Origin of the sequence: Spirillospora sp. NPDC052269, assembly GCF_040679435.1 — a bacterium.
In the GTDB taxonomy this organism is placed as follows: Bacteria; Actinomycetota; Actinomycetes; order Streptosporangiales; family Streptosporangiaceae; genus Spirillospora.
Window position 1 is genome coordinate 1 of record NZ_JBFAUU010000020.1, and the last position, 25,110, is coordinate 25,110.

Annotated in this window: 20 protein-coding genes and 1 pseudogene; 16 read left to right on the forward strand and 5 right to left on the reverse strand. The window is 72.3% G+C overall.

Annotated elements, in window-relative coordinates; all coding sequences use genetic code 11:
• From AB0L06_RS34720 to AB0L06_RS34740, 5 genes are all read left to right on the forward strand, one after another.
• On the forward strand, positions 1 to 2,390 hold a 2,390-nt coding region (locus tag AB0L06_RS34720), incomplete at its 5' end, for a CHAT domain-containing protein (protein WP_500235405.1).
• An 8-nt stretch (positions 2,391 to 2,398) separates the two neighbouring features.
• Complete coding sequence (locus tag AB0L06_RS34725; protein WP_500235406.1) at positions 2,399 to 3,199, forward strand: RING finger protein; 801 nt, start codon at positions 2,399 to 2,401, stop codon at positions 3,197 to 3,199.
• A 636-nt stretch (positions 3,200 to 3,835) separates the two neighbouring features.
• On the forward strand, positions 3,836 to 4,339 hold the full coding sequence (locus tag AB0L06_RS34730) for a hypothetical protein (protein ID WP_500235407.1): 504 nt from the start codon (positions 3,836 to 3,838) through the stop codon (positions 4,337 to 4,339).
• A 67-nt stretch (positions 4,340 to 4,406) separates the two neighbouring features.
• A complete protein-coding gene (locus tag AB0L06_RS34735; protein ID WP_500235408.1) occupies positions 4,407 to 5,147 on the forward strand; it encodes a DsbA family protein in 741 nt (246 codons plus the stop codon).
• A complete protein-coding gene (locus tag AB0L06_RS34740) occupies positions 5,144 to 6,049 on the forward strand; it encodes a cytochrome c biogenesis CcdA family protein (protein WP_500235409.1) in 906 nt (301 codons plus the stop codon). Before AB0L06_RS34735 ends, AB0L06_RS34740 begins: the two co-directional genes overlap by 4 nt.
• A gap of 46 nt (positions 6,050 to 6,095) precedes the next feature.
• On the opposite strand, the pseudogene AB0L06_RS34745 reads toward AB0L06_RS34740, so the two are convergent.
• Both AB0L06_RS34745 and AB0L06_RS34750 read right to left on the reverse strand, forming a co-directional pair.
• Positions 6,096 to 6,311: pseudogene (locus tag AB0L06_RS34745) on the reverse strand (PaaI family thioesterase); the annotation flags it as partial.
• Positions 6,312 to 6,526: 215 nt separating this feature from the next.
• Positions 6,527 to 7,069, reverse strand: coding sequence for a hypothetical protein (locus tag AB0L06_RS34750; protein WP_500235410.1), 543 nt, complete (start codon positions 7,067 to 7,069; stop codon positions 6,527 to 6,529).
• Between the two features lie 249 nt (positions 7,070 to 7,318).
• On the opposite strand from AB0L06_RS34750, the gene AB0L06_RS34755 reads away from it, so the two are divergent.
• Both AB0L06_RS34755 and AB0L06_RS34760 read left to right on the forward strand, forming a co-directional pair.
• Positions 7,319 to 9,517, forward strand: a complete 2,199-nt coding sequence (locus tag AB0L06_RS34755) for an FAD-dependent oxidoreductase (protein WP_500235411.1) — start codon at positions 7,319 to 7,321, stop codon at positions 9,515 to 9,517.
• Positions 9,514 to 10,692 carry a cytochrome P450 gene (locus AB0L06_RS34760; RefSeq protein WP_500235412.1) on the forward strand — a complete coding sequence of 393 codons (1,179 nt, stop codon included), beginning with the start codon at positions 9,514 to 9,516 and terminating at the stop codon, positions 10,690 to 10,692. Before AB0L06_RS34755 ends, AB0L06_RS34760 begins: the two co-directional genes overlap by 4 nt.
• On the opposite strand, the gene AB0L06_RS34765 is transcribed toward AB0L06_RS34760, so the two are convergent.
• Positions 10,664 to 11,281, reverse strand: coding sequence for a class I SAM-dependent methyltransferase (locus tag AB0L06_RS34765; protein WP_500235413.1), 618 nt, complete (start codon positions 11,279 to 11,281; stop codon positions 10,664 to 10,666). The two genes, AB0L06_RS34760 and AB0L06_RS34765, sit on opposite strands and share 29 nt — an antisense overlap.
• 394 nt (positions 11,282 to 11,675) lie before the next feature.
• Here AB0L06_RS34765 and AB0L06_RS34770 point away from each other — a divergent pair, with 394 nt between their 5' ends.
• From AB0L06_RS34770 to AB0L06_RS34800, 7 genes are read left to right on the forward strand one after another with little or no spacing between them, the layout of a single operon-like run.
• Complete coding sequence (locus AB0L06_RS34770) at positions 11,676 to 14,480, forward strand: hypothetical protein (RefSeq protein ID WP_500235414.1); 2,805 nt, start codon at positions 11,676 to 11,678, stop codon at positions 14,478 to 14,480.
• Positions 14,477 to 15,349, forward strand: a complete 873-nt coding sequence (locus AB0L06_RS34775; protein ID WP_500235416.1) for an SCO2322-related protein — start codon at positions 14,477 to 14,479, stop codon at positions 15,347 to 15,349. The genes AB0L06_RS34770 and AB0L06_RS34775 overlap by 4 nt, the downstream gene beginning before the upstream one ends.
• Positions 15,346 to 16,347 carry an ABC transporter substrate-binding protein gene (locus AB0L06_RS34780; protein ID WP_500235417.1) on the forward strand — a complete coding sequence of 334 codons (1,002 nt, stop codon included), beginning with the start codon at positions 15,346 to 15,348 and terminating at the stop codon, positions 16,345 to 16,347. The genes AB0L06_RS34775 and AB0L06_RS34780 overlap by 4 nt, the downstream gene beginning before the upstream one ends.
• Positions 16,347 to 17,513, forward strand: coding sequence for an energy-coupling factor transporter transmembrane component T (locus AB0L06_RS34785; RefSeq protein WP_500235419.1), 1,167 nt, complete (start codon positions 16,347 to 16,349; stop codon positions 17,511 to 17,513). The genes AB0L06_RS34780 and AB0L06_RS34785 overlap by 1 nt, the downstream gene beginning before the upstream one ends.
• Positions 17,510 to 19,114, forward strand: coding sequence for an ABC transporter ATP-binding protein (locus tag AB0L06_RS34790; protein ID WP_500235420.1), 1,605 nt, complete (start codon positions 17,510 to 17,512; stop codon positions 19,112 to 19,114). Before AB0L06_RS34785 ends, AB0L06_RS34790 begins: the two co-directional genes overlap by 4 nt.
• Positions 19,111 to 20,022: an ECF transporter S component gene (locus AB0L06_RS34795; protein ID WP_500235421.1), complete on the forward strand. Its 912-nt coding sequence runs from the start codon at positions 19,111 to 19,113 to the stop codon at positions 20,020 to 20,022. The genes AB0L06_RS34790 and AB0L06_RS34795 overlap by 4 nt, the downstream gene beginning before the upstream one ends.
• 23 nt (positions 20,023 to 20,045) lie before the next feature.
• Entirely contained in the window at positions 20,046 to 20,492 is a 447-nt protein-coding gene (locus tag AB0L06_RS34800) for a GNAT family N-acetyltransferase (protein ID WP_500235422.1), read from the forward strand.
• A 39-nt stretch (positions 20,493 to 20,531) separates the two neighbouring features.
• Here AB0L06_RS34800 and AB0L06_RS34805 read toward each other — a convergent pair whose 3' ends face one another.
• Positions 20,532 to 21,647, reverse strand: coding sequence for an ROK family transcriptional regulator (locus tag AB0L06_RS34805; protein WP_500235423.1), 1,116 nt, complete (start codon positions 21,645 to 21,647; stop codon positions 20,532 to 20,534).
• Positions 21,648 to 21,744: 97 nt separating this feature from the next.
• On the opposite strand from AB0L06_RS34805, the gene AB0L06_RS34810 reads away from it, so the two are divergent.
• Together AB0L06_RS34810 and AB0L06_RS34815 are read left to right on the forward strand one after the other, a co-directional pair.
• Entirely contained in the window at positions 21,745 to 23,049 is a 1,305-nt protein-coding gene (locus AB0L06_RS34810) for a DUF1479 domain-containing protein (protein WP_500235424.1), read from the forward strand.
• Between the two features lie 137 nt (positions 23,050 to 23,186).
• Positions 23,187 to 24,257 (forward strand): NAD(+)/NADH kinase, encoded by a 1,071-nt coding sequence (locus AB0L06_RS34815; protein WP_500235425.1) that lies wholly within the window; start codon positions 23,187 to 23,189, stop codon positions 24,255 to 24,257.
• An 11-nt stretch (positions 24,258 to 24,268) separates the two neighbouring features.
• Here AB0L06_RS34815 and AB0L06_RS34820 read toward each other — a convergent pair whose 3' ends face one another.
• Positions 24,269 to 25,099 (reverse strand): helix-turn-helix domain-containing protein, encoded by an 831-nt coding sequence (locus tag AB0L06_RS34820; RefSeq protein ID WP_500235426.1) that lies wholly within the window; start codon positions 25,097 to 25,099, stop codon positions 24,269 to 24,271.
• Positions 25,100 to 25,110: the final 11 nt, after the last annotated feature.

A 25,110-nucleotide genomic window follows, 5' to 3' on the forward strand; every position in this document is an offset into this window, starting at 1 on the left:
GTCCTACCAGGGGCTTTGTTGCGTTCCCGGCCCGCCGCGCCGCCCGCGATCATGCTGTGACCAGCAGCCCCCCAGACACCACTGAAAAAGACTCACTGGCTGAAACCCCGCAAGGCTCCGAGCAGTACGCGATGTACCTGACCAATCTCGGCCTCACATATCAAAGCAAATATTCTCGTTTCGCCAGGCCATCGGACATTGACACCGCGATCGAATGCGTGGCCCTCGCGGTCAGGGGCACGTCCGAGGGAGCGACCGAGCGACCGATCCGGGTCTCCTATCTCGCCAATGCATACTTTCTTCGAGGAGCACGCGTCGGATCGCTCGACGATCTCCAGACCGCGATCGATCTCGGCGAGGAGGCTCTGGCCGCCACCGGGTCGGAGCATCCGAGCCGTGGACTGCTCCTGACCAACCTCGGCGCCGCCTACCAGGAACGGCACGAACTCACCAACGACTCAGGCGACCTGCGCCGGGCACGGGACCTCGCTGAACAGGCGCTGGCCGAATGCCGTGCGGATGATCCCGCCCTGGCCGGACGCCTGTGGAATCTCGGTACGGCTCACGCGCTGCTCTTCCTCAAGACCCGGGCACTCGACGACCTCATCTCAGCGATCGACTACAGCGAACGGTCGATCGCGGTCTTGCCGCCCGGTCACGCGGACGAGGCACCTCGGCTGGGCAACCTCTGCGGGTACCACCGCGTCAAGTACGAAGAGAGCCCGGACCAGTCGCTCGCGGACCTCGACAAGGCCGTTGAGTACGGGAGCCGCGGACTGGCGCTGCTTCCAGAGAATGACGTGCGGCGCGCCGCGATCTTCGCGGACCTCGGGTCGGTGTACGCGCTGCGGTTCGCGGAGGCGGGTGAGCTCTCGGACTTCACGGAGGCGGAGGACCTCTTCGAGAACGCCTTGGCGATCCTCCCTCCGGACGATCCGCACCGGGCCGCGATCCTGGCCGACCTCGCAGAGGCCTACGCGTCCCGGTCCAAACGTGGTCAGGGTGTCGCCGCTCCTCAGGCCCGCGCGCGGCTCGCGGCAGGGCTCACGAGGATGGACACGGCACCACCGTGGGCGCGGGTCCGGCTGGCGCGCGCAGTCGGGAACGTGTTCCTGCATGCCGGAGAGACGGCCACCGCTGCGGGAATGTTCCGAACCGCTGTGGAGGCGCTCGGCACGGTCGCATCGCCTGACCTGGAGAGGCAGGATCGGATCCACGGGGTACGCGGCGAGCAGGGGCTGGTGAGCCAAGCCATCGCCGCCTACCTGGACCTGAACGACGCGGCGGCCGCTCTCGATGTCGCGGAGCAGGGACGCGGCATCGCGTTCTCCGGAAGGCCTGACGTCGAAAGGGACTCTTCCGGGCTTCCTGGAGAAGCTGACACCGGAGTGGTGGTCATGCTGAACTTCGGGGCGTCTCGCAGTGACGCCGTCATCTTGCGCGGTGCCGAGACCACGGTCGTGCGGCTCACCGGAGTCTGGTGGGCCGAGGCGCGTCGGATGATCGACAAGTTGGGATACTCCACGGCCCACTCCGGCGCAGAACGCCGCACCCGGATCGCCGAAGTGCTGAACTGGTTGTGGAACCGCGTGACCGAGCCCGTCTTCGAGGCCTTGGACTACAACGGACAAGCATCGACGCCGCCTCGCCTGTGGTGGGTGCCAGTCGGGATCGCAAGCCTCATGCCGCTGCACGCGGCGCGGTCTTCCGACGGCGCCTGCGCGTTGGACTATGCCGTGTCCTCCTACGCGCCCACCATCAGGACGCTGATGGCAAGTCGGCATCGTCCGGCCGTCAGGGACCGGAGGCAGCTCACTGTCGCCATGGCGGCCACTCCGCACTGGCCGGACCTCCGCCGTGTCGCTGAGGAAGCCCGCAACCCGATCGTCAGCCCAGAAGGATCGACCGTGTTGCGAGACGGGCGGGCTTCGGTCAGGGACGTCCTGGCAGAGATCCCGAAGGTCACGTGGGTGCACTTCGCCTGCCACGCCGCCAACGACCACCGAAACCCCCTGCAGAGTGGGCTGGTGCTCAGCGACGGTCTGCTGTCGGTGGCGCAGATCTCAGCGCGGACCCAGGACGAAGCCGAACTCGCCTACCTCTCGGCTTGCGAGAGCGCGCAGGCCGGTGCCCGGCACCTCGATGAGGTGATCCACCTCGGTACAGCCTTCCAGGCTGCGGGGTTCCGCCACATCGTCGGAACATTGTGGCCGGTTGGTGATGCCGCGGCCGCGCAAGTGGCACACGACTTCTACCAGCATCTCGCGGACGGCGGCGACGGAACCGCCGACCGCGCTCCGTACGCCCTGCACGCGGCGGTCCGTCGACTCCGGAGCAACAAACCGGACCGGCCGGATCTGTGGGCGCCCTTCACCCATCTCGGACCTTGAGGGGAACTGTGACAGCCTGGCTCGATGACAATCTGACCGACGCCCGGGAGCTACTCGCGGCGGAACGCTACCGCGAGGCGCTGCAGGCGCTGCTCATCGTTCTGAGCGTGTATCCGGATTCGCCCGAGGCCCTCGAACTGGCGGCCGGCGTCGTCTATTTCGGGACACTCCGGGACCGGCACGGGGAGCTCACCACCCGGGTTCTCGGGGATCCACGGCTGGATCCCGTCTTCTGCGCCTGTGAGTCAGCAGGCTGCTCCGCCGGATGGGTCAGCTTCGGGCAGACGAAGTCCTTTGACAAGAACGTCAAGATCGCCAACGCGCGCGGCGTGCGCTGCACGAAGTGCGGTGGCTACTTCTGCCGTGCCCACTACGCGAGGGTGGACGGCGGCAACCCCTACCGATGCCCGGAATGCGGAAGAAGGGCCGATCCTGCGCCACGGAGGGCCAATGGGCGCTCATCGGTGCAGACCAGCCGGCTCAACCACCCACTCGTCCACGTCTACGTGGTCCGGGAAGGTCCGCAGAGGTTCGGCCCTGAATTCGTGGACGGTCTCCTCAAAGCCGTCTCACCAGAGGTGTTCGACGAGGACGAGAGCCCCCGCATCACCGGGTGGTGGGAACACCCCTGGCCAGAGGACCCGCATATGATGACGATGGCCCGAATATGCCAAAGCAACGAGGAATATCTGGGAGACCAATACAGCGTCTATTTCTTCCCAGGCACCGAGTCGTCGAGCGAGAAGCGCTGGCTCATCGTCAAGATCTATGCGAAAAGACTCAAGTACATCGACCCAGATGCGCGTTGACGAGTCCAGAGGGAAGAAGAACAGGCACAGGGGTCATCTCTGGCCACTCGGCGCTGTCCAGCCAGGGAACGGATGCTCACACAGCACCGGGTTCGGCACCTGGGCAGCTCGCGTCTCCGTATCGTACTCGGACGACAGATCTCCCGGGGGCGGGTGCGGCCTATAGTGAGGGCTGAGACGGGGCGAGGGGAAGGGGCGCGGGTCATGCGGAGTGCTGCATGGTCCTTGGCGCGTCTTGCGCTGGTCGCCCTGGTTTCGTTTCTCGCCGTCGGATGCCTGACGCAGGCGGGGAAGAGTATCGCTGCGGTCGAAGGGGCCTCGGGCGTCGTTCAGGTTTGCCCGGCTGGGCCCGTCCAGCATGAATCGGCTTGGGCGGACGGCTTGGGCGATGTTGGTGCCGGTGTGCAGGGGCAGTGTGGGAAGCAGGCTCTGTCTGAGGGGTCGGTCATCGCTCCGGCTGCCGCGAGCATGCCCGTTCCTGCTCCGGGGTTCACGGCCGAGGGCGTGAAGGCGCCTGAATCGGGCGTCCCCTGCGAACCGATGGCTCCGCCTGATGTGGGGCGGCTTTGCGTTCTGCGGATCTAGGCGGCCGTCTTCGACGGTCCAGCAGGTCTGACAGAACGGAGTTCTTCTTCAATGTTTCTTCTGCGCTCGGTCGCACGGGCGTTCAGTGCCGCATGGGCTGCGATGGGGTTCGCGGGGCGGGCGCTCGGCCTGTGGTCTGGTCGCCGCTGGGCGGTGGCTTTGGTGGCAGCTGTCGGGTCCGCGCTGGCGGTGGGGATTCCGACTGACGTGGTGCCGAATCCCGTGTTCGGACGGTCCGTGCCCGTGCAGTGGTGGAACTATCCGATCCTGGCGGCCACCGCGGTGCTCGGTGGGCTGGTCATCGCCAGCTATGGCGGGGGACGTTCCGGCACGGCACGGCGTCTCGGGCCGGTGGGTGGTTTCTTGTCGTTCTTCGCGGTCGGCTGCCCGACGTGCAACAAATTGGTGCTCGTCGTCGTCGGATCCTCGGGGGCGTTGACGGTGTGGGCGCCGCTTCAGCCCTTGGTGGGAGTGCTGTCGGTCGTGCTGCTGGCCGTGGCCGCCGTTCGGCGGCTGTCCGGTGAGGTCGTCTGTCCGGTCGCCACGCGCGGCTGATTCGGGGACGGGCTGCGCGTCGTTTCCGCAGCCCCATTTGCTTTCCTCTATCGAGAGGTGTTGACGAATGTCTTCTGCGGGTAAGGCGGCGTCTCGCCGTCTGATCATCGGGGGTGCGGCGCTGCTCGTCGCGGCCGTGCTCATTGCGGCGCTGGCCTTCGCGCGGAGCGGAGGTGACTCGAAGCCCAAGGCCGCCGCTCCCCCGCCGAAGGCCAAGGCGGCGGCGACGCCGGTGACGACTCCGCCCGCGTCCGGCAAGCCGGGGCAGCCGCATCGGCAGAACGGCGATCCCTACGCGCTCGGACGGGTCGACGCGCCTGTGGTGATGATCGAGTACTCCGACTTCCAGTGTCCGTTCTGCGGGCGCTTCGCTCGCGAGACCAAGCCGCGGCTGATCCGCGAGTACGTCGACACGGGTGTGCTGCGGATCGAGTGGCGCAACTTTCCCGTCTTCGGTCCCGAGTCCCGGAACGCCGCGCGGGCGGGTTACGCCGCGGCTCTCCAGGGGCGGTTCTGGCAGTTCCACGACCTGCTGTACGCCAAGCCGCACCGCCGCAACGCCGGGGACTTCGCGAACGACAAGCTGATGGCGTGGGCGCGTGAGGCGGGCGTCGCGGACATGGAGCGTTTCCGCCGGGACATGAACAGTGAGGAGACCAAGGAGGCCGTCCAGAACGACTGGGACGAGAGTTACGAGGTGGGTGCGATGAGCACGCCGACCTTCATCATCAACGGCAAGCCGCTGCTCGGCGCCCAGCCGTTCAAGGAGTTCGCCGACGCGATCGCGAAGGCGAAGGGCGGGCGGTGAGCGGCGTCGGGTACGCCGCGGCGTTCCTCGGCGGGCTGCTCACCCTGCTCAGCCCGTGCAGTGCGCTTCTGCTCCCGGCGTTCTTCGCCTACTCCTTCACCGATCGGACGCGGCTGGTCGGCCGCACCGCCGTCTTCTATGTCGGGCTGTGCCTGACGCTGGTGCCGCTGGGGGCGGCGGGCGCGGCCGCCGGGCGGCTGCTGTACGGGCACCGGGATCTGCTGATCGGCATCGGCGGGTGGACGGTCATCGCCCTCGGCGCCGCCCAGATCCTCGGGCTCGGTTTCGGGTTCTCGCTGCTCGGACGGCTCGCCGGACGGCGGGGCGATGCCGGTTCCGTCCTGTCGGTGGGGTTGCTCGGCACCGTGTACGGGCTGTCGGGCTTCTGCTCGGGGCCGCTGCTCGGCGGGATCCTCACGATCTCGGCGGTGGGAGGCGCGCCCGTTCGCGGGGCGACGATGCTGGCGGTGTACGCGCTGGGCATGGCGGCGCCGCTGTTCGTCCTGTCGCTGTTCTGGGACCGTCTCGACCTGGGGCGCCGGCGCTGGCTGCGCGGCCGTCCGATCACCGTGTGGCGCCTGCGCACGCACTCGACGTCGCTGATCGGCGGGCTTCTCTTCGTCGCCATCGGCGTGAGCTTCCTGTACTACGACGGCGGTGTCGTCCTGCCCGGCCTGGTCGGCGAGGACACCGAGGCCGCCGCGGAGGAGCGGGCACTGCGCATCGGGGACGCCCTGCCGGACGCCTGGATCCTGGGAGCGCTGGCCGTCGTCCTGGCGGGGGTCGCGGTGGTCCTGATGTGGCGAGGTGTGAGGGGCGCACGCCTCGCCGCGCAGGAGGACGAGCAGTCCGCGGGACCTCGTGACGACGAGCAGGCCGACGTCCAGGGCCAGGGGACGTGACGTTCGGCCCGCGGGCTGCTTCAGGTCGTCTTCGCCTCGTCTCGGCGGGGGCCAGCAGGTTGATCTTGTATTCGACGGTGAGCACCGAGGTGTCGTCGGGGAACAGGGTGAACGCGGCGTAGCCGCCCGCGGTGTCGGCGATGGCGCTGGTGGCGCCGCCGTGGACGTAGCCGTTCTGCTGGGTCACCTCGGGCCGGGACGGCAGGGCGATGTGCACGCGTCCCGGCGCGATGTGCGTCAGGCGCGCGCCGAGGTGGGTCATCAATCCCTGGCGGTCGAAGCTGGCCTGGATGCGCTCCCGGACCTCGGGGGTGACCTGGTCCTGGTCATGGTCGGTCACTTGCCGGTCGTTCAAGGCTCTCCTCGCGCTACTCGGGCAGTCTTCCCTGGGCGATCGTCCACATTTTCCAGGACGGAGACGAGGTCCTCGGTAGTCGTCCGCTGCGGGGATCTGAGGCGCGTCGGCGCCGCCGGGTCTCAGGGGAGGGAGTCCGCCCAGCGGCGCACGTAGGCGACACGCTCCGGTTCGAAGTGGATGCGGCGTCGGTAGCGGCCTTCCGGGGTGATCGGGAAGGCGAACATGGTCTCGGGGGCGCCGTGCCGGTGGGTGACGCGCACGTGGATCGCGGTCGTGCGGATGGGGCGCCCGGGCCGGGGAAGACGGGGCCAGTGGAGCAGGGAGAGGTTCTGCACGTTTCCCGACGCCATGCCGACACAGCGGTACTGGCGGTTGAGGCTCTTCCAGGCGTGGACGGCCCGCCAGTTCGCGTCGCCCAGGTCGTCCCAGCCCACGTCGCCGATGCGCGCCCAGTCGGGTGGTTCGAGTTGGAGCCGGCCGGTGTCGTCGATGCCGAAGAAGCACCTCTTCAACTCGAACGTGTCGATCCGGTGGCCCTCGTAGTGGTGGTGAACGGCCTCGAAGACCCGCAGGTAGTCCTTGAGCCTGAACTCCGGAAGCTTCTGGAACTCCTCGTCCCAGTGCGCCACCCAGCTCGGCTCATCCGGGTCGTGTTCGGCCATGGCGCGAGTCTGATCCGGCGTCCCGGGAGCGTCAAGCCGTCCCAGGGACTGACGCGATCGCGGCGGCGGCGAGCGCGCCCGCGCCGACCTCGAACTTCCACCTCCGTCCCCGCACTCGCCAGCCCCTGAGGGCATGGACGACATCCCCGGAACGGGCACTCTATGCACGTGATCGCTTACTCGCTGCGATATCAGGGGATATATCTCGCGAGCTTCCGTGACGGACGGTGATCATCCGAAGGAGCGGTCGTGGGCACCAGGGACGTCTTCGATGTCGCCGTGATCGGCACCGGGATCATCGGGTTGTCCACCGCGTGGGCGGTGAGCGAACCCGGGGTGCGGGTGCTGCTGGTGGGGCCGCGATGCCGTGCGGGGCAGGCCTCCGCCGCGGCCGGTGCGATGCTCGCGCCGTTCAGCGAGACGTCCGCCGCGGACGATCCGCTGTCCGCTCCCGCGGAGATCGCGCACCGGGTCGCCGCGCGGGCCGCCTACGACGGCCGGCTGACACGGCTCCGGGCGGAGAGCGGACGCGAGGTCACGCTGACCGGCGGGATATGGCTGGTCGCCACCGCCCACGGCTCCGGTGACCTCGAGGCGCTGGAGGCGGCCGCGCGGGCCGCGCGCGACCACGGCGCGACCGCGGAGCCGCATCCGCCGTCCGAGGTTCCCGGCCTGTCCCCCGCGCGGACCTGTCTGGCGCACGCGGCGCTCTGGCTTCCGGACGAGGCGTCCGTCGACACCGGTGAACTGCTGGACGCCCTGTCGCATCTGCTGTCCGCGCGGGAGAACGTCCGGTGGACCGACACGACCGCCGTGGCGTTGGAACAGGGGAAGGCCGGTTCGGAGGGGCCGCTGATCGTCCGGTGCGCGGACCACGGGCGGTACGAGGCGGATCGGGTCGTCCTGGCGGCGGGCACCGGCACCGGCGCGCTCGCGGACGCCTCGCCGGGGTTGTCGCTCGGTCTGCCCGAGCTCCTGGCGGGCAAGGGCGTGAGCGTGTCGGTGCGCGACACCGGGTTCGCGCTGCCGGCGACGGTGCGGACGCCGGTGCGCCGCTTCGCCTGCGGCGCGCACCTGGTGCCGCGGGCGGGCGGGGCCGCCTACCTCGGCGCCACGAACCGGCTGACGCCGCCCGGCGAGACCTCCACCGCACCGGCCCTCGAGGAGGTCCTCGCGGTGGTGCAGAGCGTCGGGGACGAGCTCAACACGGGCGTCTACCATCGCGAACTGGCGTCGATCAGCGTCGGACACCGCCCGTACACGGTCGACCACCTGCCTCTGGTCGGCCCCACCGAGGATCCGCGCGTGCTGGCCGCCACCGCGTCGTACCGCAACGGCGTGCTCCTGGCCCCCTACATCGCCGACCTGATCGCCGGGCACCTCCGTGGCGCCCTGTCGCTGGACGCCCAGCCCTGGTCCCCGACCCGGACGGTCGTCCCGCCGTCCCTGGAGGAGGCGCTCGGCGACCGGATGCAGATGCTCATCGACGTCCTGCTGCCCGCCGAGGGCGTGACCGCGCCCTGGCATCGGGACCTCCAGGCGCTGCTCGGCGTGGCCGCGCGCCACCTGCTCGAGTCCCCGGACGACGCGCGATGGCGTCCGCTGCACAGGCTGGCGCCGTTCGGGGTGCGGCTGTCGCCGGACGGCACGACCGATCTCGCCGGGCTGCCCCCGGAATGGCTGACGAACCTGCTGCTGCGGGAGCACCTCGTCCTGCTGCGCGGTTTCGCCGGGGCGCCGTCCGCCGACCGGTTCGAGGCGTTCGCCCGCGGGCTCGGGCCGCTCGTGGTGTGGGGGGACCGGCCGATCGTGTCGGTGGTGGCACAGGCCGAACCGGACGACCACGTCCACGACACCGGCTTCATGCCGATCCACTGGGACGGCGTGTACAAGCCCGACACCCCCGACATCCAGATCTTCCAGTGCCTGAAGTCCGCCGGCACCGGCGCGTCCGGCGGCGCGACGCTGTTCAGCGACACCACCAGGGTGATCGCGAACACGGCCCCGGACACGGTCGCCCTGTGGCGGACGCTCGTCTTCCGGTACGAGCGCCCTCTGAACGACGAGATGCTGTCGCGGACCTGCCCGCTGGTGGTGGAGCATCCGCACACCGGTGAACCCACGCTGCGCTTCAGCGAGCCGGTTCCCGAGGGCGTCCACATCCTGAACCCGCCGCGCACCACGCTGGATCGGGCGCCCGCCGACTGCGACCGCGCCGAGGCCGTCCAGCGGATCCGGGACGCTCTCTACGATCCCCGGCACATGTACGCGCACCAGTGGCAGGTCGGCGACATCGTCCTCGCGGACAACCGGGCGCTGCTGCACACGCGGGAGCCGTATCCGCCGGGCGTCGAACGGCACCTGCTCCGTGCCCACGTCCGGATCGGCGACGTGGACGGGGACACGCCCGTCCGCCGCGCGCCCCTCGCGGGACAGGCGGCCGAATGATGCACGACTCCCATGGGGTCCGGCGCGGCGGTGACGTCCACGGGACACCGCAGTGGCTCGTGACGAGGTACGCCTGCGGCGAGGCGCTGCTCACCGATGAGCGGTTGCGCAACGACATGGACAGGTGGGCCCGCCCCGGGCAGCTGCGGGCGTCCTGGATCTCCCTGGACCTGCGGCCCAAGCTGGGCCGTCTGATGGTGTTCACCGACGATCCCGACCACACCCGGTTGCGGCGCCTGGTCACGCCCGCGTTCACCCTGCGGCGCACCCAGGCCCTGCGCGGCCTCGTCCAGGACGAGGCCGACCGGCTGCTCCGCGCCCTCGTCCGTTCGGGCGGCACCGCGGACCTGGTGGAGGACTTCGCCTACCCCTTCGCCATCGCCGTGCTGTGCGGGACGGTCGGGTTCCCGGCGGACTTCGGGCGCGCGTACCTGCGCCGCCGCCTGTTCACCGCCGGAGTGACCTCGATCCCGGTGGGCTCGCCGGAACGCGACGTCAACGCCGCCAAGCATCGCGAGCTGCTCGCGGCGCTCGACGAGGTCGTCGAGGCCAAGCGCCGCCGTCCGGACGCCGACCTGATCAGCGAGCTCGTCGGGGCCGAGGGCCGGCCGGACGGCCTGAGCCACGACGAGCTGACCTCCACGCTCGGGCAGCTGGTGATCGCGGGCATGGAAGCCGCCGCCCGCTTCGTCGCCCAGGCCGTCCTGGTCCTGCTCGACCATCCCGAGCAGCTCGCCGACCTGCGCGCCGACCCGGATCTGGCGCCCGCGGCGACCGACGAACTGCTCCGCTTCATCACCCCGAACCGGCAGGCGGCCCCGCGCTACGTGACCGAGCCCGTCGAGGTGTGCGGGGTGACCCTCGAACCCCACGACTGGATCCGCGTCATGCTGCGCGACGCCAACCGTGATCCGCTGCGGTTCACCGCCCCGGACCGGCTCGACCTGCGCCGCGACGAGGGACCGCACCTCTCCTTCGGCAAGGGTGTCCACCGTTGCCCCGCCTCGGATTTCGCCGCCCTGGAGTGCCAGATCGCGCTCACGAGCCTGCTCCGGGAGCTGCCCGGCCTGCGTCTCGCCGTCCCCCGCCACGCCATCGACACCCAGGACGACCTCCCCATCCTCGGAGGCCCCGTCGCCGTCCCGGTCAGCTGGAACTCTGCGGTACGCGGGTGAGGCCGACCAGCCAGGCCGCCACGCCGTCGGGGTAGGGATTGGCGATGCTGAGGACTTCGTCGAAGGAGTCGATGCGCCAGCCGTCGGCGAAGTGGTCGGTGATCTGCTCGCGGGTCAGGCCGTGCGGCACCCGGACGTGGTCTGGTTGCCGGTCGCTGTAGCCGAGCAGGAACAGGCGTCCGCCGGGGCGGAGGACGGCGCGCAGTCCGGCCAGGTAGACGGTGCGGACGTCATCGTCGAGCGCATGGAAGACCAGCGAGTCCAGGACGGTGTCGAAGACCTCACCCAGGTCGGTCAGGGCTTGGACGTCGCAGTGCAGGAAGCGGGCCCTGAGCGCCCGTTCGCGCGCCTTCGCCTTGGCGGCTCGCAGGGCGGCGTCGGCCATGTCGACGCCGGTGACGTCCAGGCCGAGGGCGGCGGCCATCAGGGTGTGTTCGCCGGTGCCGCAGCCGACGTCGAGGACGCGTCCGGTCAGCGCGCCGCTTCCGGCGAGGTCGAGGAGGGCGGGTTGGGGACGGCCGATGTCCCAGGGCGGCGTCCCGCGAAAGGCCAGGTCGACGTGGTCGGGACGTCCGGGTGAGGCCGTCATGGCGCTCCTCTTCTCGTGTTCGGTCCGCGCTTCCCGCTCTCCAATTTTTCAAGACACACTGTCTATGTCAATAGACAGTGTGTCTACGAGGGGCGGTTCGAAATCTCCGGCGGCGGGGTCCTCAGGGGGCTTCGCGGGTGTTAAGCTCTGCCCGTTTGATCACAAATGAATACCGCCGTCCGTTGTGAGAGGAAGCCGGTCGAAGTCCGGCACTGTCGCGCAACCGTAGGTCACCTCTGGTGACGAGTCGGGTCCATCCGCGGACGGCATCTGTCAGACCCACTGTCGCGAGAAGCAGGGGCGGGCACGATCGGCACCGGATCCGGGACCGCTCTCTCCTCCTTCTCAAGCAAAGGACGAGGGCGTGGACCGCACGTGGTGCAGGAAACGACAGATGATCGGGGTGCTGGCCGCCGCAGCCTGCACCGCGTTCACCGTGGCCGTCCCCGGCATGGCCGGGACGGCGCGTGCCGGCGAGCCGTCGGCCGCGCAGGCCAACGCGCGCTGGCTGGCGCGCCAGCTCGGTGCCGACGGCACCCTGCGCAACCCCAATGGCGGGACGCTGCCCGACCACGGGCTGATGATCGACGCGCTGTTCGCCATGCGCGCGGCTGGTGAGGGGAAGCTCGCCGACCCGATCGTCGAGTACCTGGACGACGGCAAGCACGCCACCGACTACTACACCTGGGACGGCCTGGTCCCGAACGCGGGCTACGACGCGGTCATCACCGGGGGCGCGGCCGCGAAGGTGCTGGTCGCCGCCGAGGTCGCCGGGCGCGACCCGCGGAGGTTCGGCGGGCACGACATGGTCGCCGAGGTCCAGGGCGCGATCATGCGGACCGGGCCGGACAGGGGCCGCGTCAGCGACTACTCCAAGAACCCGGACCTGTCGAGCTCGGTCTACAACAACTCCAACATGTTCGGCCAGGCGCTCGGCGTGATCGGCCTGGCCGGGGCGGGTGAGAACGACCGGCTCGCCCTCGACGCCCTGCTCTCCCAGCAGTGCTCGGACGGCTACTTCCGGATCTTCTTCGACCACACCGCGGACAACACCAGGCTCTCCACCTGCGACGAGGACAGGGCATCCGGCAAGGCCGCGCCCGACGGCGACGCGACCGCGATGTCGCTGTCGGCGCTGCTGGCGGCGCGCAAGGCCGGCGCGACCGGTCTGGACGGCCCGATCGCGAAGACCGTCGCCTGGCTGAAGGGACGCCAGTCCGCCGGCGGCGGCTGGGGCGGCGGCGTCAGCACCGAGGCGCCCAACACCAACAGCACCGGCCTGGTCGTCCAGGCGCTCGCGGACGCGGGCGACGCCAAGGACGCCGTGGACAAGGGCACCGCCTACCTGAAGTCCGCGCAGGTCACGTCCGCCGACTCCGGCAACCGGCTCGCTGACCAGGTCGGCGCGATCGCCTACACCCCCGACCAGTACCAGGGCGCCCGCGACAGCGGCATCACCGGCACCGACACCTGGGTCCGCGCCGGCGCGCAGGCGTCCCTCGGCCTGTCCCAGGTCGGCTTCTACAACCTGGTGAAGGGCACGACGCCGGGCGGGGACGGAGACGGCGAAGCCCCCGGTGGAGGCGACGGGAACCAGCCGCAGCCCGGTGGCGGAGGCAACGGGAACCAGCCGTCCAAGCCGGGCGGGAACCTGCCGTTGCCCAAGCCCAGGCCCGGAGCCGGTCCGCCGTCCGTCGCGCCGCCCAGCGGCCGGACCGGGTCACCCGCACCCCCGCCGAGCAGCAACAACGGCGGTGGTGGTGGTGGTGACAAGAAGACGGCCAACCCGCAGAACAAGCCCGTCGTCACCCCGACGCAGAGCCAGGCGCAGCCCGCCGTTCCGACCTCGGCCGGACGGCTCGGCTCGTACCTGGCGGGCAAGCTCGTGGACGGCGACCACATCGAGGTCACCGAAGGCGGACGGACCTACGTCGACTACGACGCCACCGCCGACGTCGTGTTCGCGCTCCGCTCGCTGGGCGAGCAGCCCGTGGCCGTCACGCGCGCGTCCCGGTTCCTCCTGGTTCCGGAGTCGGTGAAGGCGTACGCCTACGGCGTCCCCTACGAGAAGACGGCGGCGGCCTATGCTGAGCCGCTCGCGAAGCTGCAGCTCATCGCACGTTTCCTCCAGTACGAGCCCGCCGCGCCCAAGGACCTGGCGACCACGGTCGCCGGGCTGCGGGACGGCCTTGCCCGGCTGCGCACCGCCCAGGGGCACTTCGTCGACACGGGCGCCTACGGCAGCCCCGACACCTCGGTGCGGCGGCAGGCGTGGGCGGTCCTGGCGACCACCGCCGGGGCGTCCCCCGGCGACGCGGCCGTCCCGCTCAGCGTCCTGCTCAAGAGCCAGTGCGCGGACGGCACGTTCCCGGCCGTCCTCGGCACGTCCGCGTGCGCGACCGGTGACGTGACGGCGACCGCCGCCGCGATCGCCTCGCTCAACGCGGGGCCGCGCGGCGACGTCACCGGTGTGGCCGACGCGTCCGCGGTCCAGGTCGCGGCCAGGCTCGGGTCCGCGCCCGCCGCCTGGTCGCGGACCCGGAGGTCCGCGCTGGTCAGGGCCGTCACCGGCCTCGGCCGCCTGTCCGGCGGGGATGGCGTCGTGCACGGCGCGGGCGGGACGGTCGACGTGGCGCGCAGCGCCGATGCCGCCACCGGACGCCTCGCCGCCGGGCTGAGTCCCGACGGTGTCGTCCGCGTCCTCGGGACGCTGCTGCGTCCGGACGGCGGCTTCGCCAAGCCCGGCGGGACGGCCAGCGACGTTCCCACCAGCATCGCCGCCGCTCCCGGCGTCTCCGGGCGGTCGTGGCTGACGGCTCAGAACTCCCCCGTCGCCCTGAGCGTCCAGCAGGTCGCGGCCCAGTCCCCGGCCACGTCCGGTTCCGGTTGGCGAACGTCGACCTGGCTGCTCGCCTCGGGAAGCGCGGCGCTCGCCGCCGTCCTCGTGGGCGGAGGCGTCTACTTCCTCTCCCGCCGAAAGCGCACCCGGCGCGCCCGGAGCAGCGGCTCCTCTGCCGCGGCCCCCTCGACCACGCTCCTCGCCCCCGCGGAGTCGCCGTCGGAGCTCGCCTCCGTCGCCGCCCCCGCGACAACGGTCTCCCTGTCCCCGCCGCCTGGCGCACCGTCCACGGCGCACTCCACCACACCACCGTCCGACGAACCGGGCGGCGAATCACCGAAGAGGAACCCCCACCAATGAGATCCGCGATCGCGGCCGCCTCCGGCCTGACCGTGCTGCTCCTCTCCGTCCCCGCGGCGCACGCCGCCCCTGCCCGCGCCGCCGCGCCGCGGGCGGTGGCCCCCTACAACGGGATCTGCACCGGCGCCGACGCCCTCACCGGCGTCACCGTCGTCATCGACTTCCAGGAACTGAACGGCAACGGCGGCACGGCCGCGCCGACGCTCACCAAGTGCTCGCCGAACCCGACGCCCGGCGCGCAGCGGACCGGCATCCAGGCCCTCCAGGACGCCGGGATCAGCGTCACCGGCGCCGCGCAATGGGGCCTGGCGTTCGTGTGCCGGCTCAACGGGCGTCCCTCTCCCACCGAGAGCATCCCGATCACCGGGAACACCGGCTACAAGGAGGCGTGTATCACCACCCCGCCCGGAGCGGCCTACTGGTCGTACTGGAACGCCGACGGTTCCGGGAACACCTGGAGCTACAGCAGCTACGGCGCGGCGAACCGCAACGTGGTCCCGGGCGGGTTCGAGGGCTGGTCGTTCTCGCTGAACCGGGGCATCGACACCAATCCCGCGCCGCGCGTGACGCCCCGCAACACGGCCGTCAAGCCGGGCCGTCCGTCGGTCAACCTGTCGGTGAACGACCTGGACCGCACGATCAACCTGGGTGAGAGCACCACGCTGACCTGGACGTCCAACCAGGCGACCGGCCTGACCGCGAGCGCGGTGGCGCCCGCGGCCGGGGGCGGCTCGTGGTCGGGGACGCTGGCCGTGCCCGGCGGCACCAAGACGGTCACGCCGACGGCGAAGGGCACCTACACCTACACGATCCAGGCGACGGGCACCGCGGGCACCACGACCTCGACCGCGAACCTCACCGTCAAGTGAGCGCGTCCCCGGCGCGCCGGGCCAGCGCCGCCACCGCCGCGACCGCTCTCGTGGTCGCGGCGGTGGCGGCCGTCCCGGACGCGTACGCGATCGACCCGTCCAAGGGCCACCCGGGCTTCTGCACCTCGGGCACCGGCGTCACGGTCGTGGTGGACTTCCAGGCGCTCGGCGGAACGACCATCGTCCGCTGCGACCCGCAGACAGGCCGCGGCACCGGACTGGACGCGCTGAAGAACGCCGGGTTCCAGATCGCGGGCGTGCAGCGCTGGGGCGAGGCGTTCATCTGCCGGATCGAGAACCGGCCGTCGGCGGTGGAGAAGATCCCGATCAAGGGGAACTCCGGGTACCGGGAGGCGTGCGTGGACACCCCGCCCGCCTCCGGGTACTGGTCGTACTGGCACGCGGGCAACAACTGCGCCTGGGAGTACAGCCAGTGGGGCGTGAAGAACCGCGACTTCGTCCAGGGCGGGTTCGAGGGCTGGTCGTTCTCGCTGAACGCGACCGCCGACAGCAATCCGAGGCCGCGGGTGGCGGCGGTTCGTCCGGGGACCGCCGGGCAGTCGTGCAACGCGCCCGACGAACCGCCGCCGAGCGGCGACGACCCGAACGAGCGCCAGCCGAACACCTCGAACGGCCCGGGCTCGCAGCCCGGCGGCCCCGGCTCCGGCTCGGGCGGTGGCGGTTCGAACTCGGGCGGCTCCAACGGGAGCACCGGTAGCGGAGGCGGCGCGGGAGGCGGTCAGGGCGGTGGCGACACTCCGGTGACGCGCGGCGGGAAGCTCCCTCCGCCTCGTCCGCGCGGCGGCTCGACCGCCGACGACCCCGCCCGCAACGTCGCCTTCACCGGAGGTGAGAACGCGCCGGACGTCCACGACGTCCTGAAGAAGCAGTCCGGTGCCGCCGACTACGCGCCGTGGGTCGCCGCAGGAGCCGCCGTGGCGCTGGCCGTCGCGTCCTGGGTGATCGCTCGCCGCCGCAGACGCGCCAGGGAGGCATGATGACGCTCCCCGTCCTCAGGCCGTCCGCGTACTTCCTGCCCCGCGACCTGCACCCCGCCGCGTGGTGGGTGTGGACGCTGGGCCTCGCAGTCGCCGCGAGCCGCACCACCAACCCGTGGCTGCTGCTGACGATCCTCGCGGTGGTCTGCCACGTCGTCGTGGCGCGCCGCCCGGACGCGCCGTGGGCGATGGCGTTCCGCGTCTACGTCGTCCTCGGCGCCGTGATCGTCGCCGGACGGGTCGGGTTCCGCCTGGTCTTCGGCGGCGCGGAGGGGTCGACGATCGTCCTGCACCTGCCGGAGATCCCGCTGCCCGCGTGGGCCGCGGGCATCCGGCTGTTCGGGAACGTGTCGGCCGAGTCGCTGCTCGGCGGCCTGTACGACGGGCTGCGCCTGGCGACGATGGTGATCTGCCTGGGCGCGGGCAACGCCCTCGCCAACCCCAAGCGGCTGCTGAAGGCGATGCCCCCGGCGCTGTACGAGATCGGCACCGCCGTGGTCGTCGCGCTGTCGGTGTTCCCGCAGCTCGCCGAGAGCGTCCTGCGGGTGCGTCGGGCGCGGAAGCTGCGCGGCGGCATGGGCGGCGGCCGGTACCGCGCGCTGCGCACGGTCGTCATCCCCGTCCTGGAGGACGCCCTGGAGCGGTCGCTGCACCTGGCGGCGTCGATGGACGTGCGCGGCTACGGACGCGCCGGGACGGTGCCGAAGCGCGCCCGCGCCGCCACCGGCCTGCTGATGATCGCCGGGCTGGGCGGGCTGTGCGTCGGCGTGTACGCCACGCTCGACGGCTCGACGCCGCGCTACCTGGCGTTTCCCGTCCTCGCGGCGGGGGTGGCGGTGGCGCTGGCCGGGTTCTGGCTCGCCGGACGACGCGTCCGGCGGACCCGCTACCGCCCCGACCGCTGGGGTCCCGCCGAGCTGCTCGTCGCCGTCAGCGGCGTCGCGGTCGCGGCGGCGCTGTTCGCGACGTCCAGCGTGGACCCCACCAACCTCAACCCGTCGCTGTCGGACCTGTCGTGGCCGATGCTGTCCTGGACGCCGCTGCTCGGGGTCCTGGCCGGCGTCCTGCCCGCGCACCTCACCCCGCGTCCCGGGTCCGCCGTCGCCGAGCCCGCGCCCGCGGCGGGCGAGGAGCGGCGACCCGCCGTCGAGAAGGCCCACGCATGATCCGTCTGGAGCACGTCAGCTTCTGGTACCACGGGCAACCCGACCCCGTGCTCGCCGACGTCGGCCTGACCGTCGGCGAGGGCGAGCTGATCCTGGTCACAGGCCGCACCGGCGCCGGGAAGTCCACCCTCCTCGGCACCTTCAACGGCCTGGTCCCGCACTTCACCGGCGGCCACCTGGAGGGCACCGTGGAGGTCGGCGGGCAGACCACCGACGCCCGCCCGCCGCGCGAGTTCGCGCACCTGGTCGGCATGGTCGGGCAGGACCCCCTGGCGGGGTTCGTGACCGACACGGTCGAGGAGGAGCTCGCCTACGGCATGGAGCAGCTCGGGCTGCGCCCGCAGGTGATGCGCCGCCGCGTCGAGGAGACCCTGGACCTGCTCGGCATCGCCGACCTGCGACGACGTGCGCTGCGGACGCTGTCGGGCGGGCAGCAGCAGCGCGTCGCGATCGGCTCGGTGCTGACCACCCACCCGCGGCTGCTCGTGCTGGACGAGCCGACCTCGGCGCTCGACCCGACGGCCGCCGAGGAGGTGCTGGCGACCCTCGCGCGGCTCGTCCAGGACCTCGGCACGACGGTGGTCCTGGCCGAGCACCGGATGGAGCGGGTCGTCCCGTTCGCCGACCGCGTCCTGTACGTCCGGGGCGACGGCGGCGTCGTGGACGGGCCTCCGTCCGAGGTCCTGCGGGTCATGCCGATCGGGCCGCCCATCGTCGCCCTCGGGCGGCTGGCCGGCTGGGATCCGCTGCCGCTGTCGGTCCGGGACGCCCGCCGCCGGGCCCGCCCGCTCCGCGACGCGCTGCCATCCCGGCCGAGGCCCGTCGCAGGGACGCCGCCCGAGCCGCTGATGACCGCGAAGGGCGTGGTCGTCCGGTACGGCGCGACGGTCGCGGTGCGCGGGGTCGACCTCACGCTGGGCGCGGGCACCGTGCTCGCGCTGATGGGCCGCAACGGGTCCGGCAAGTCCTCGCTGCTGTGGGCACTGCAGGGTTCGGGGCCCCGGCAGGGCGGCACCGTGGACGTCGGCGGCGCCGACCCGCGGCGGCTGACCGCGGGCGAGGCGCGCAAGCGGGTCGGGCTCGTCCCGCAGACGGCCGCCGACCTGCTGTACCTCGAACACGTCGCGGACGAGTGCGACGCCGCCGACCGCGAGTCGGGCGCGTCCCCCGGCTCCTGCCGGGCGCTGCTCGACCGGATCGCGCCCGGCGTCGACCCGGCCGCGCACCCGCGCGACCTGTCGGAGGGGCAGCGGCTGGCACTGGTGCTGGCCGTCCAGCTGACCGCCTCGCCGCGCGTCATGCTGCTGGACGAGCCGACCCGCGGCCTCGACTACGACGCCAAGACCGCGCTCGCGGCGGCGATCGCGAACCTGGCAGAAGAGGGCCGTGCCGTCGTCGTCGCCACCCACGACGTGGAGTTCGTCGCCGCCGTCGCCGACCGGGTCGCCGTCATGGCCGAGGGCGAGGTCGTGGCGGACGGTCCAGCCGTCGAGGTGCTGGGCGGCTCCCCCGCGTTCGCGCCGCAGACCGCCAAGATCCTCGGCCCGGACTGGCTCACCGTCGCCGACGTCGACGCCGCCCTCGCGGAGGCCATCCGATGAGCACACAGGTCACAGCTTCGACGGACCGGCCGGATGACCAGGCCCAGGCGCAGGGGAAGCGGCGCGTGTGGGGGCGTGCCGACCAGGCGGTCCGGGTCGGGCCGAGGGCGGCGGTCGTGCTCGTCCTCGCCTCGCTCGCCGGGCTCATGATGTTCGTCTGGCCGCTGCTGGTCCGCGTCCGGCCGGAGAGCATGCAGCACGCCCCGGACGCGCCGTTCGTGTTCATCGGCATCCTGCCCGTGGTCATCATCGTGGTGCTCGCCGAGCTGACCGAGGGCGGCATGGACTCCAAGGCGCTGGCGATGCTCGGCGTCCTGTCGGCGGTCAACGCCGCGCTCCGGCCGCTCGGCGCGGGCACCGCGGGCATCGAGACGGTGTTCTTCATGCTGGTGCTCGCCGGACGGGTCTTCGGCGCGGGCTTCGGGTTCGCGCTCGGCTGCACCTCGCTGTTCGCCTCGGCGCTGCTGACCGCCGGGGTCGGGCCGTGGCTGCCGTTCCAGATGATGTGCTCGGCGTGGATCGGCATGGGCGCGGGGCTCCTGCCCCGCCGCGTCACCGGCAAGGCCGAGATCGCGATGCTGGTCGCCTACGGCATCGTCGTGGCCTACCTGTTCGGGTTCCTGATGAACCTGTGGTTCTGGCCGTTCATCACGGGCGCCGAGGTGCCCTACCACCACGGGCACATCTCCTACGTCCCCGGCGACCCCGTCTGGGACAACCTGCGCCGCTTCACCGTGTTCACCCTTCTGACCTCGACCGCGGGCTGGGACACCGGACGCGCCATCACCAACACCATCGCCATCGTCGTCCTCGGGCCGGCCGTCCTGACGACGCTCCGCCGGGCCTCGCGCAAGGCGTCCTACGGCAGGGCGCCCACCTTCCAGCGCGCCCCCGACCAACCCCTCTGACCTTTGACTTTCCTGGAGAACCCATGCCCGTCCGTCCCGCCGAGCCCGGCGACTTCGAGGAGATCTGCGCGCTCCTGCTCGACCACGCGGAGCACGAGGGCGCGGTCGACCTGATGCGGCTGCACCGGCGGCGCACCCACGACGCGCTGTTCGGCGAGGACCCGGTCATCCGGGCCCATGTCGCCTCACCTCCGGACGTCCCCGGCACGGTCGCCGGGCTCGCCCTCTGGTACCCGACCTTCTCGTCCTGGGAGACCCGTTCCGGGATCTGGCTGGAGGACCTGTACGTCAGGCCCGAGCACCGCCGCTACGGTCTCGGCCGCGAACTGCTGAACACCCTGCGGTCCCTCACGGACGGACGCGTCGAATGGGACGTCGCGCACGGCAACCAGGGGGCCGAGGGCTTCTACCGCCGCCTCGGCGCCGAACCCGTCGGCGGCTGGACCCGCTTCCGGTGGAGCAGCCGCTGACACCGGGCGCCCGGCCGTCCCGGGACGCCGGACGTCGCGTCAGCGGGGCGCGGTGACGATGCTGTCGCGCAGGCCGGTCAGGGCGGCGGCGCGGAGGGCGGTGAACGCCGCGGACGGGACCGACGCCGGGCGCAGGACCGGGACGCGGGGGTTGCGGGACGTCGCGTCCCGGAGGGCGTGGAAGATGTCCGGGTTCTGACCCCACGGACCGCCGACGACGATGTACTCGGGGTCGATGAGCGAGGCGATGGCGGTGAGCGCGCCGCCGACCGCCTCGGCGAGCGCCGCGCGGACCGTGGCGGAGCCGGTCGCCGTCTCCAGGAGCCGTTCGGGGTCGATGGCAGTGGAGCCGGGATGCCGCAGGCCGAGCAGGCCGAAGACCTCGATCAGCGCGACGGCCCGTCCCTCCGGGCCGGTGGTGACGAGGTGGGAGACCTCGCCCGCGAGGCCGCGGTCGCCGCGCAGGACGCATCCGTCGCTCACGATCGCGCAGCCCAATCCCTCGCCCAGGTAGAGGTAGGCGAAGGTGTCGCCGCCGGGGCTCGCGGCGAGCTCCGCGCGAGCCGCCCAGTTGACGTCGTTGTCCACGGTCACCGGGCCCGCGACGTGCCCGGCGAGGACGCCGGGCGGGTCGAGTTCGCCGATCAGGAAGTGCGCGTCGGGCAGGTGGACGAGGCGTCCGGTGGCGCGGTCGACCGGATCCGCGGCGCTCACCACGGCGAGCGCGGCGGGTCCCGAATCGGCGGCGAGGCGCTCGGCGACGGCCCGCAGGGCCGCGGCGACGTCGTCGGGCGCGGCGGACGGCCCGGAGCCCTCCGCCGCGCGGCCGACCGTTTCGCCGTAGACGTCGACGGCCTCGGCGACGACGGCCTCGGGGGCGATGCTGATCGCCCAGGCCGTCCGGGTGGTGTCGGCGAGGGCGTAGTAGGAGCCGACCCGGCCGCGTCCGCGTCCGCCGGGCGTGCGTTCCCCCGAGTCGACGACCAGGCCCGCCTCGACCAGCCGCCGGACACTCTCGCCCGCCGTCGGCCGGGAGACGCCCGTCTCGGCCGCGAGCTCCGCCCGGGTCATCCGCCGGTGCCGGATGAGCGCGCGCAGGACGTGCTCGTCCGTCACGTTCCGGACCAGGTCCAGGGTGGGCTTCGAGGCGGTCATGACCGGGGATTCTAGTAAGCGGCCTTGCCTGGAAGGGACTCGCGGGCGTAGTGTCCGTTTTCTAGTAAGGAGTCCTACCTTGAAGGAGGCCGCCGCAGTGACCACCCCCGCCGCCGCGCCCAGCCCCGCCGACCCGGCGCCCCCGCCGCTGCCCCACTGGGAGGAGACCCCGGACGACCTGCCCGGCGCGATCCGGCAGATCAAGCGGGCTTTGCGGGCCCGGATCGCCGCCTCGGGACGGACCGTCGAGGAGGTCTTCGCCGTCGTCGAGCGGGCCATGGAGGCCGAGGTCGCCGACATCACCGTGGCGCGCGAGCGGGGCGAGGAGGTCTGGCCGGTCGTCGACTACGCCGACATCGAGGCCGGAACCGTGCCGGACGCGACCGTCCGGGCGCTGCGGCGGCGCGGCTGCCTGGTCGTCCGCGGCCACTTCCCGCGCGAGCAGGCCCTCGCCTGGGACCGCGACATCGTCGACTACACCGAGCGCAACGGCTTCCGCGAGGCGTACCGCGGGCCGGGCGACGACTTCTTCGGCAGCGTCGGGTCCAAGCCGGAGATCTACCCGGTCTACTGGTCCCACGCGCAGATGCAGGCGCGCCAGAGCGACCGGATGGCACGCGTCCAGGGGTTCCTGAACGCGCGGTGGAAGCACGGGTCCGAGGGCGTCCAGTGGTTCGACCCCGACCGCGACTCGCTCTACCCCGACCGGATCCGCCGCCGCCCGCCCGGCACCGACTCGGGCGGCCTCGGCACCCACCTGGACCCGGGCACGCTCGACCTGTGGATGACCTCCGCCTACCAGCGGGCCTTCCGGCACCTGTTCGACGGCACGGTCGAGCGGTACGACCCGTGGGACGCCGCGCACCGCACCGACGGCCCGCAGTACCCCGGCACCACCATGTGCTCGGCCTTCCGCACCTTCCAGGGCTGGACGGCCCTGTCGGACATGGACCACGACCAGGGCGTCCTGCACACCGTCCCGATCCCCGGCGCGATGGCCTACCTGCTGCTGCGCCCGCTGCTGCCGGACGTCCCCGAGGACGACATGTGCGGCGTCACCGTCAACCAGGTCTTCCCGGCGAGCGAGCGGTGGCACCCGCTGCTCATGAAGGCCCTCACCGGCATCCCGGACGTCCGCGCCGGGGACTCGGTCTGGTGGCACTGCGACATGATCCACAGCGTCGCGCCGGTCACCGGCCAGGAGGGCTGGGGCAACGTCATGTACATCCCGGCCGCGCCGTGGTGCCCGCGCAACGAGCGCTACGCCGCGAGCGTCCGCGACGCGTTCGCCACCGGCTCCAGCCCGTCCGACTTCCCGGACGAGAACTACGAGCGCTCCTGGCCCGACCGCTTCCAGGAGGCCGACCTCAACACCACCGGACGCCGCGGCCTCGGCCTCTGACCCGAGCCTCCGGGATCAAGCGATCCCCAAGAATCGGCGTCGGCGCGTTCGCCGGGGCATCCGGCGGGGGACGTTCCCGGCGAACGCGAGGCCGACGGTCGCGAGGCCGGCAGGCGCGGGAGAGGATCAGGTTTCGCATGCCCGTCCAGCGGATCGGACTGGTCGTCCACCGGGGTCGCGGCGCGGCCGTGGACGCCGCCGACACGGTGCACGCCTGGTGCGGGGCCAACGGGGTCACCTGCACCGAGATCGACGTCTGGTCCGAGGACCACCAGCGCCGCTCGGGACGCGAGGAGGCGCACGCGGCCGGGGACCCGGACCTGGTGGTCACCCTCGGCGGCGACGGGACGTTCTTGCGCGGCGCCCGCATCGCGGTGAAGATCGGCGCCTGCGTGCTCGGCGTCGACGCGGGAGGACGCGTCGGGTTCCTCACCGAGGTGCCCGCGGACGCCACCGGCGCCGCCCTGGACGCCGTCCACGCGGGCCGCGCCCTGGTGGAGGACCGCATGACGCTGACCATGCGCGCGTCGCGACCGCCGCAGATGCCCGCGGACATGGAGTCCCTGCTCCACTACGGCCGCGTGCCGGCGCTGCCGCCCCCGGACGTCCGCCCGGCGAGCGCCAGGGCCGAGGACTGGGGGGTCGCCCTGGACGTCAACGCCCTCAACGACGTCGTCGTGGAGAAACTCGCCCGCGACCACCAGGTCAGCGCGGGCGTGTACCTCGCCGGAAGGCTGCTGGCCTCGTACTCGGCCGACGCCCTCGCCATCGCCACGCCCACCGGTTCCACCGCCTACAGCTTCTCCGCCGGCGGCCCCGTGCTCTCCCCGCACATGGACGCCGTCGTCTTCACCCCGATCGCGCCGCACATGCCCTTCGACCGGTCCATCGTCGCGGCCCCCGACGAGGCGGTCATCGTGCGGATCCTCCCCCACTCCGGACGCGCGGCCGTCAGCATCGACGGCGAGCTCCGCGCGGTCCTCGACCCCGGCGACTGGATCGCCGCCTTCCGGGCCCCCGATCCGGTACGCCTGATCCGCCTGGAACCCACCGACTTCTACGGACGCCTGCGCAACCGCTTCCACCTCGCGGACGCACCCGCCACCGCGGTCGACGACGACCTGGCACCCGTCATGCGTCCCCCGGACCGCCCCGTCCCGCCGGACCTGGCCGGCCTGCGCCTCCCCCCATCGAACCCCGGCCGCTGAGCGGCCGGCCGTCACCGGGTCGCGAGTCTCCGCAGGGCCTGCTCGGACGGCGAGCCCGGTTCGGCGACGTACAGGTCCAGCCCGGAGCACGCCGGCTCCTCGGGCGGCGTGACGAGCTCGCGGTGCAGGGTCAGCTCGCCGACGACCGGATGGTGCAGCACGTGCACCCGGGATTGGGCGCGGGCGACCGGACGCTCGTCCCACAGCCGCGCGAAGTCCGCGCTCAGCTCCCGCATCCGGGCGATGTGCGCCACGAACGCGGCGTCCCCGCGGTACACCCCGAACAGGACGCGCAGCTGCGCGACCAGCTCGCGTGCCGCGTCCTCCCAGCCCGTGCCGTACAGCTCGCGCGAGGACGGCTCTGTGAACAGCAGGTGCGAGAGCGTGCGCCGGTCCTCCGGCAGCGTGGGGAAGTCGCCGAACACCGCCACGGCGAGCCGGTTCCAGCCGAGGATCTGGCCGTGCCGCCCGACCACCAGCGCGGGCGTCATCACGAACGACTCCAGCAGGTAGTGGAAGCTCGCGGGCACGTCCGGCGATGCGGCGGCCTCCGCGCAGCGCCGCGGGGGACGCGCGATCTGATGCAGGTAGGCCCGCTCGTCGGTGTCCAGGCGGAGCGCCGTGCCGACGGCGTCCAGGATCTCGTCCGAGACGCTGTCGCCCCTGCCCTGCTCGAGACGGGTGTAGTGGGCGATGCTGACGCCCGCCACCAGGGCCAGCTCCTCGCGCCGCAGTCCCGCGACCCGGCGTACCCGGCCGTGGTCGCGCAGCCCGACGTCCTGCGGCCGCAGCCGGGCCCGGCGTGACTTGAGGAACTCGCTCAGCTCGGTCCGGTCGTCCACGCGGAAAGTCT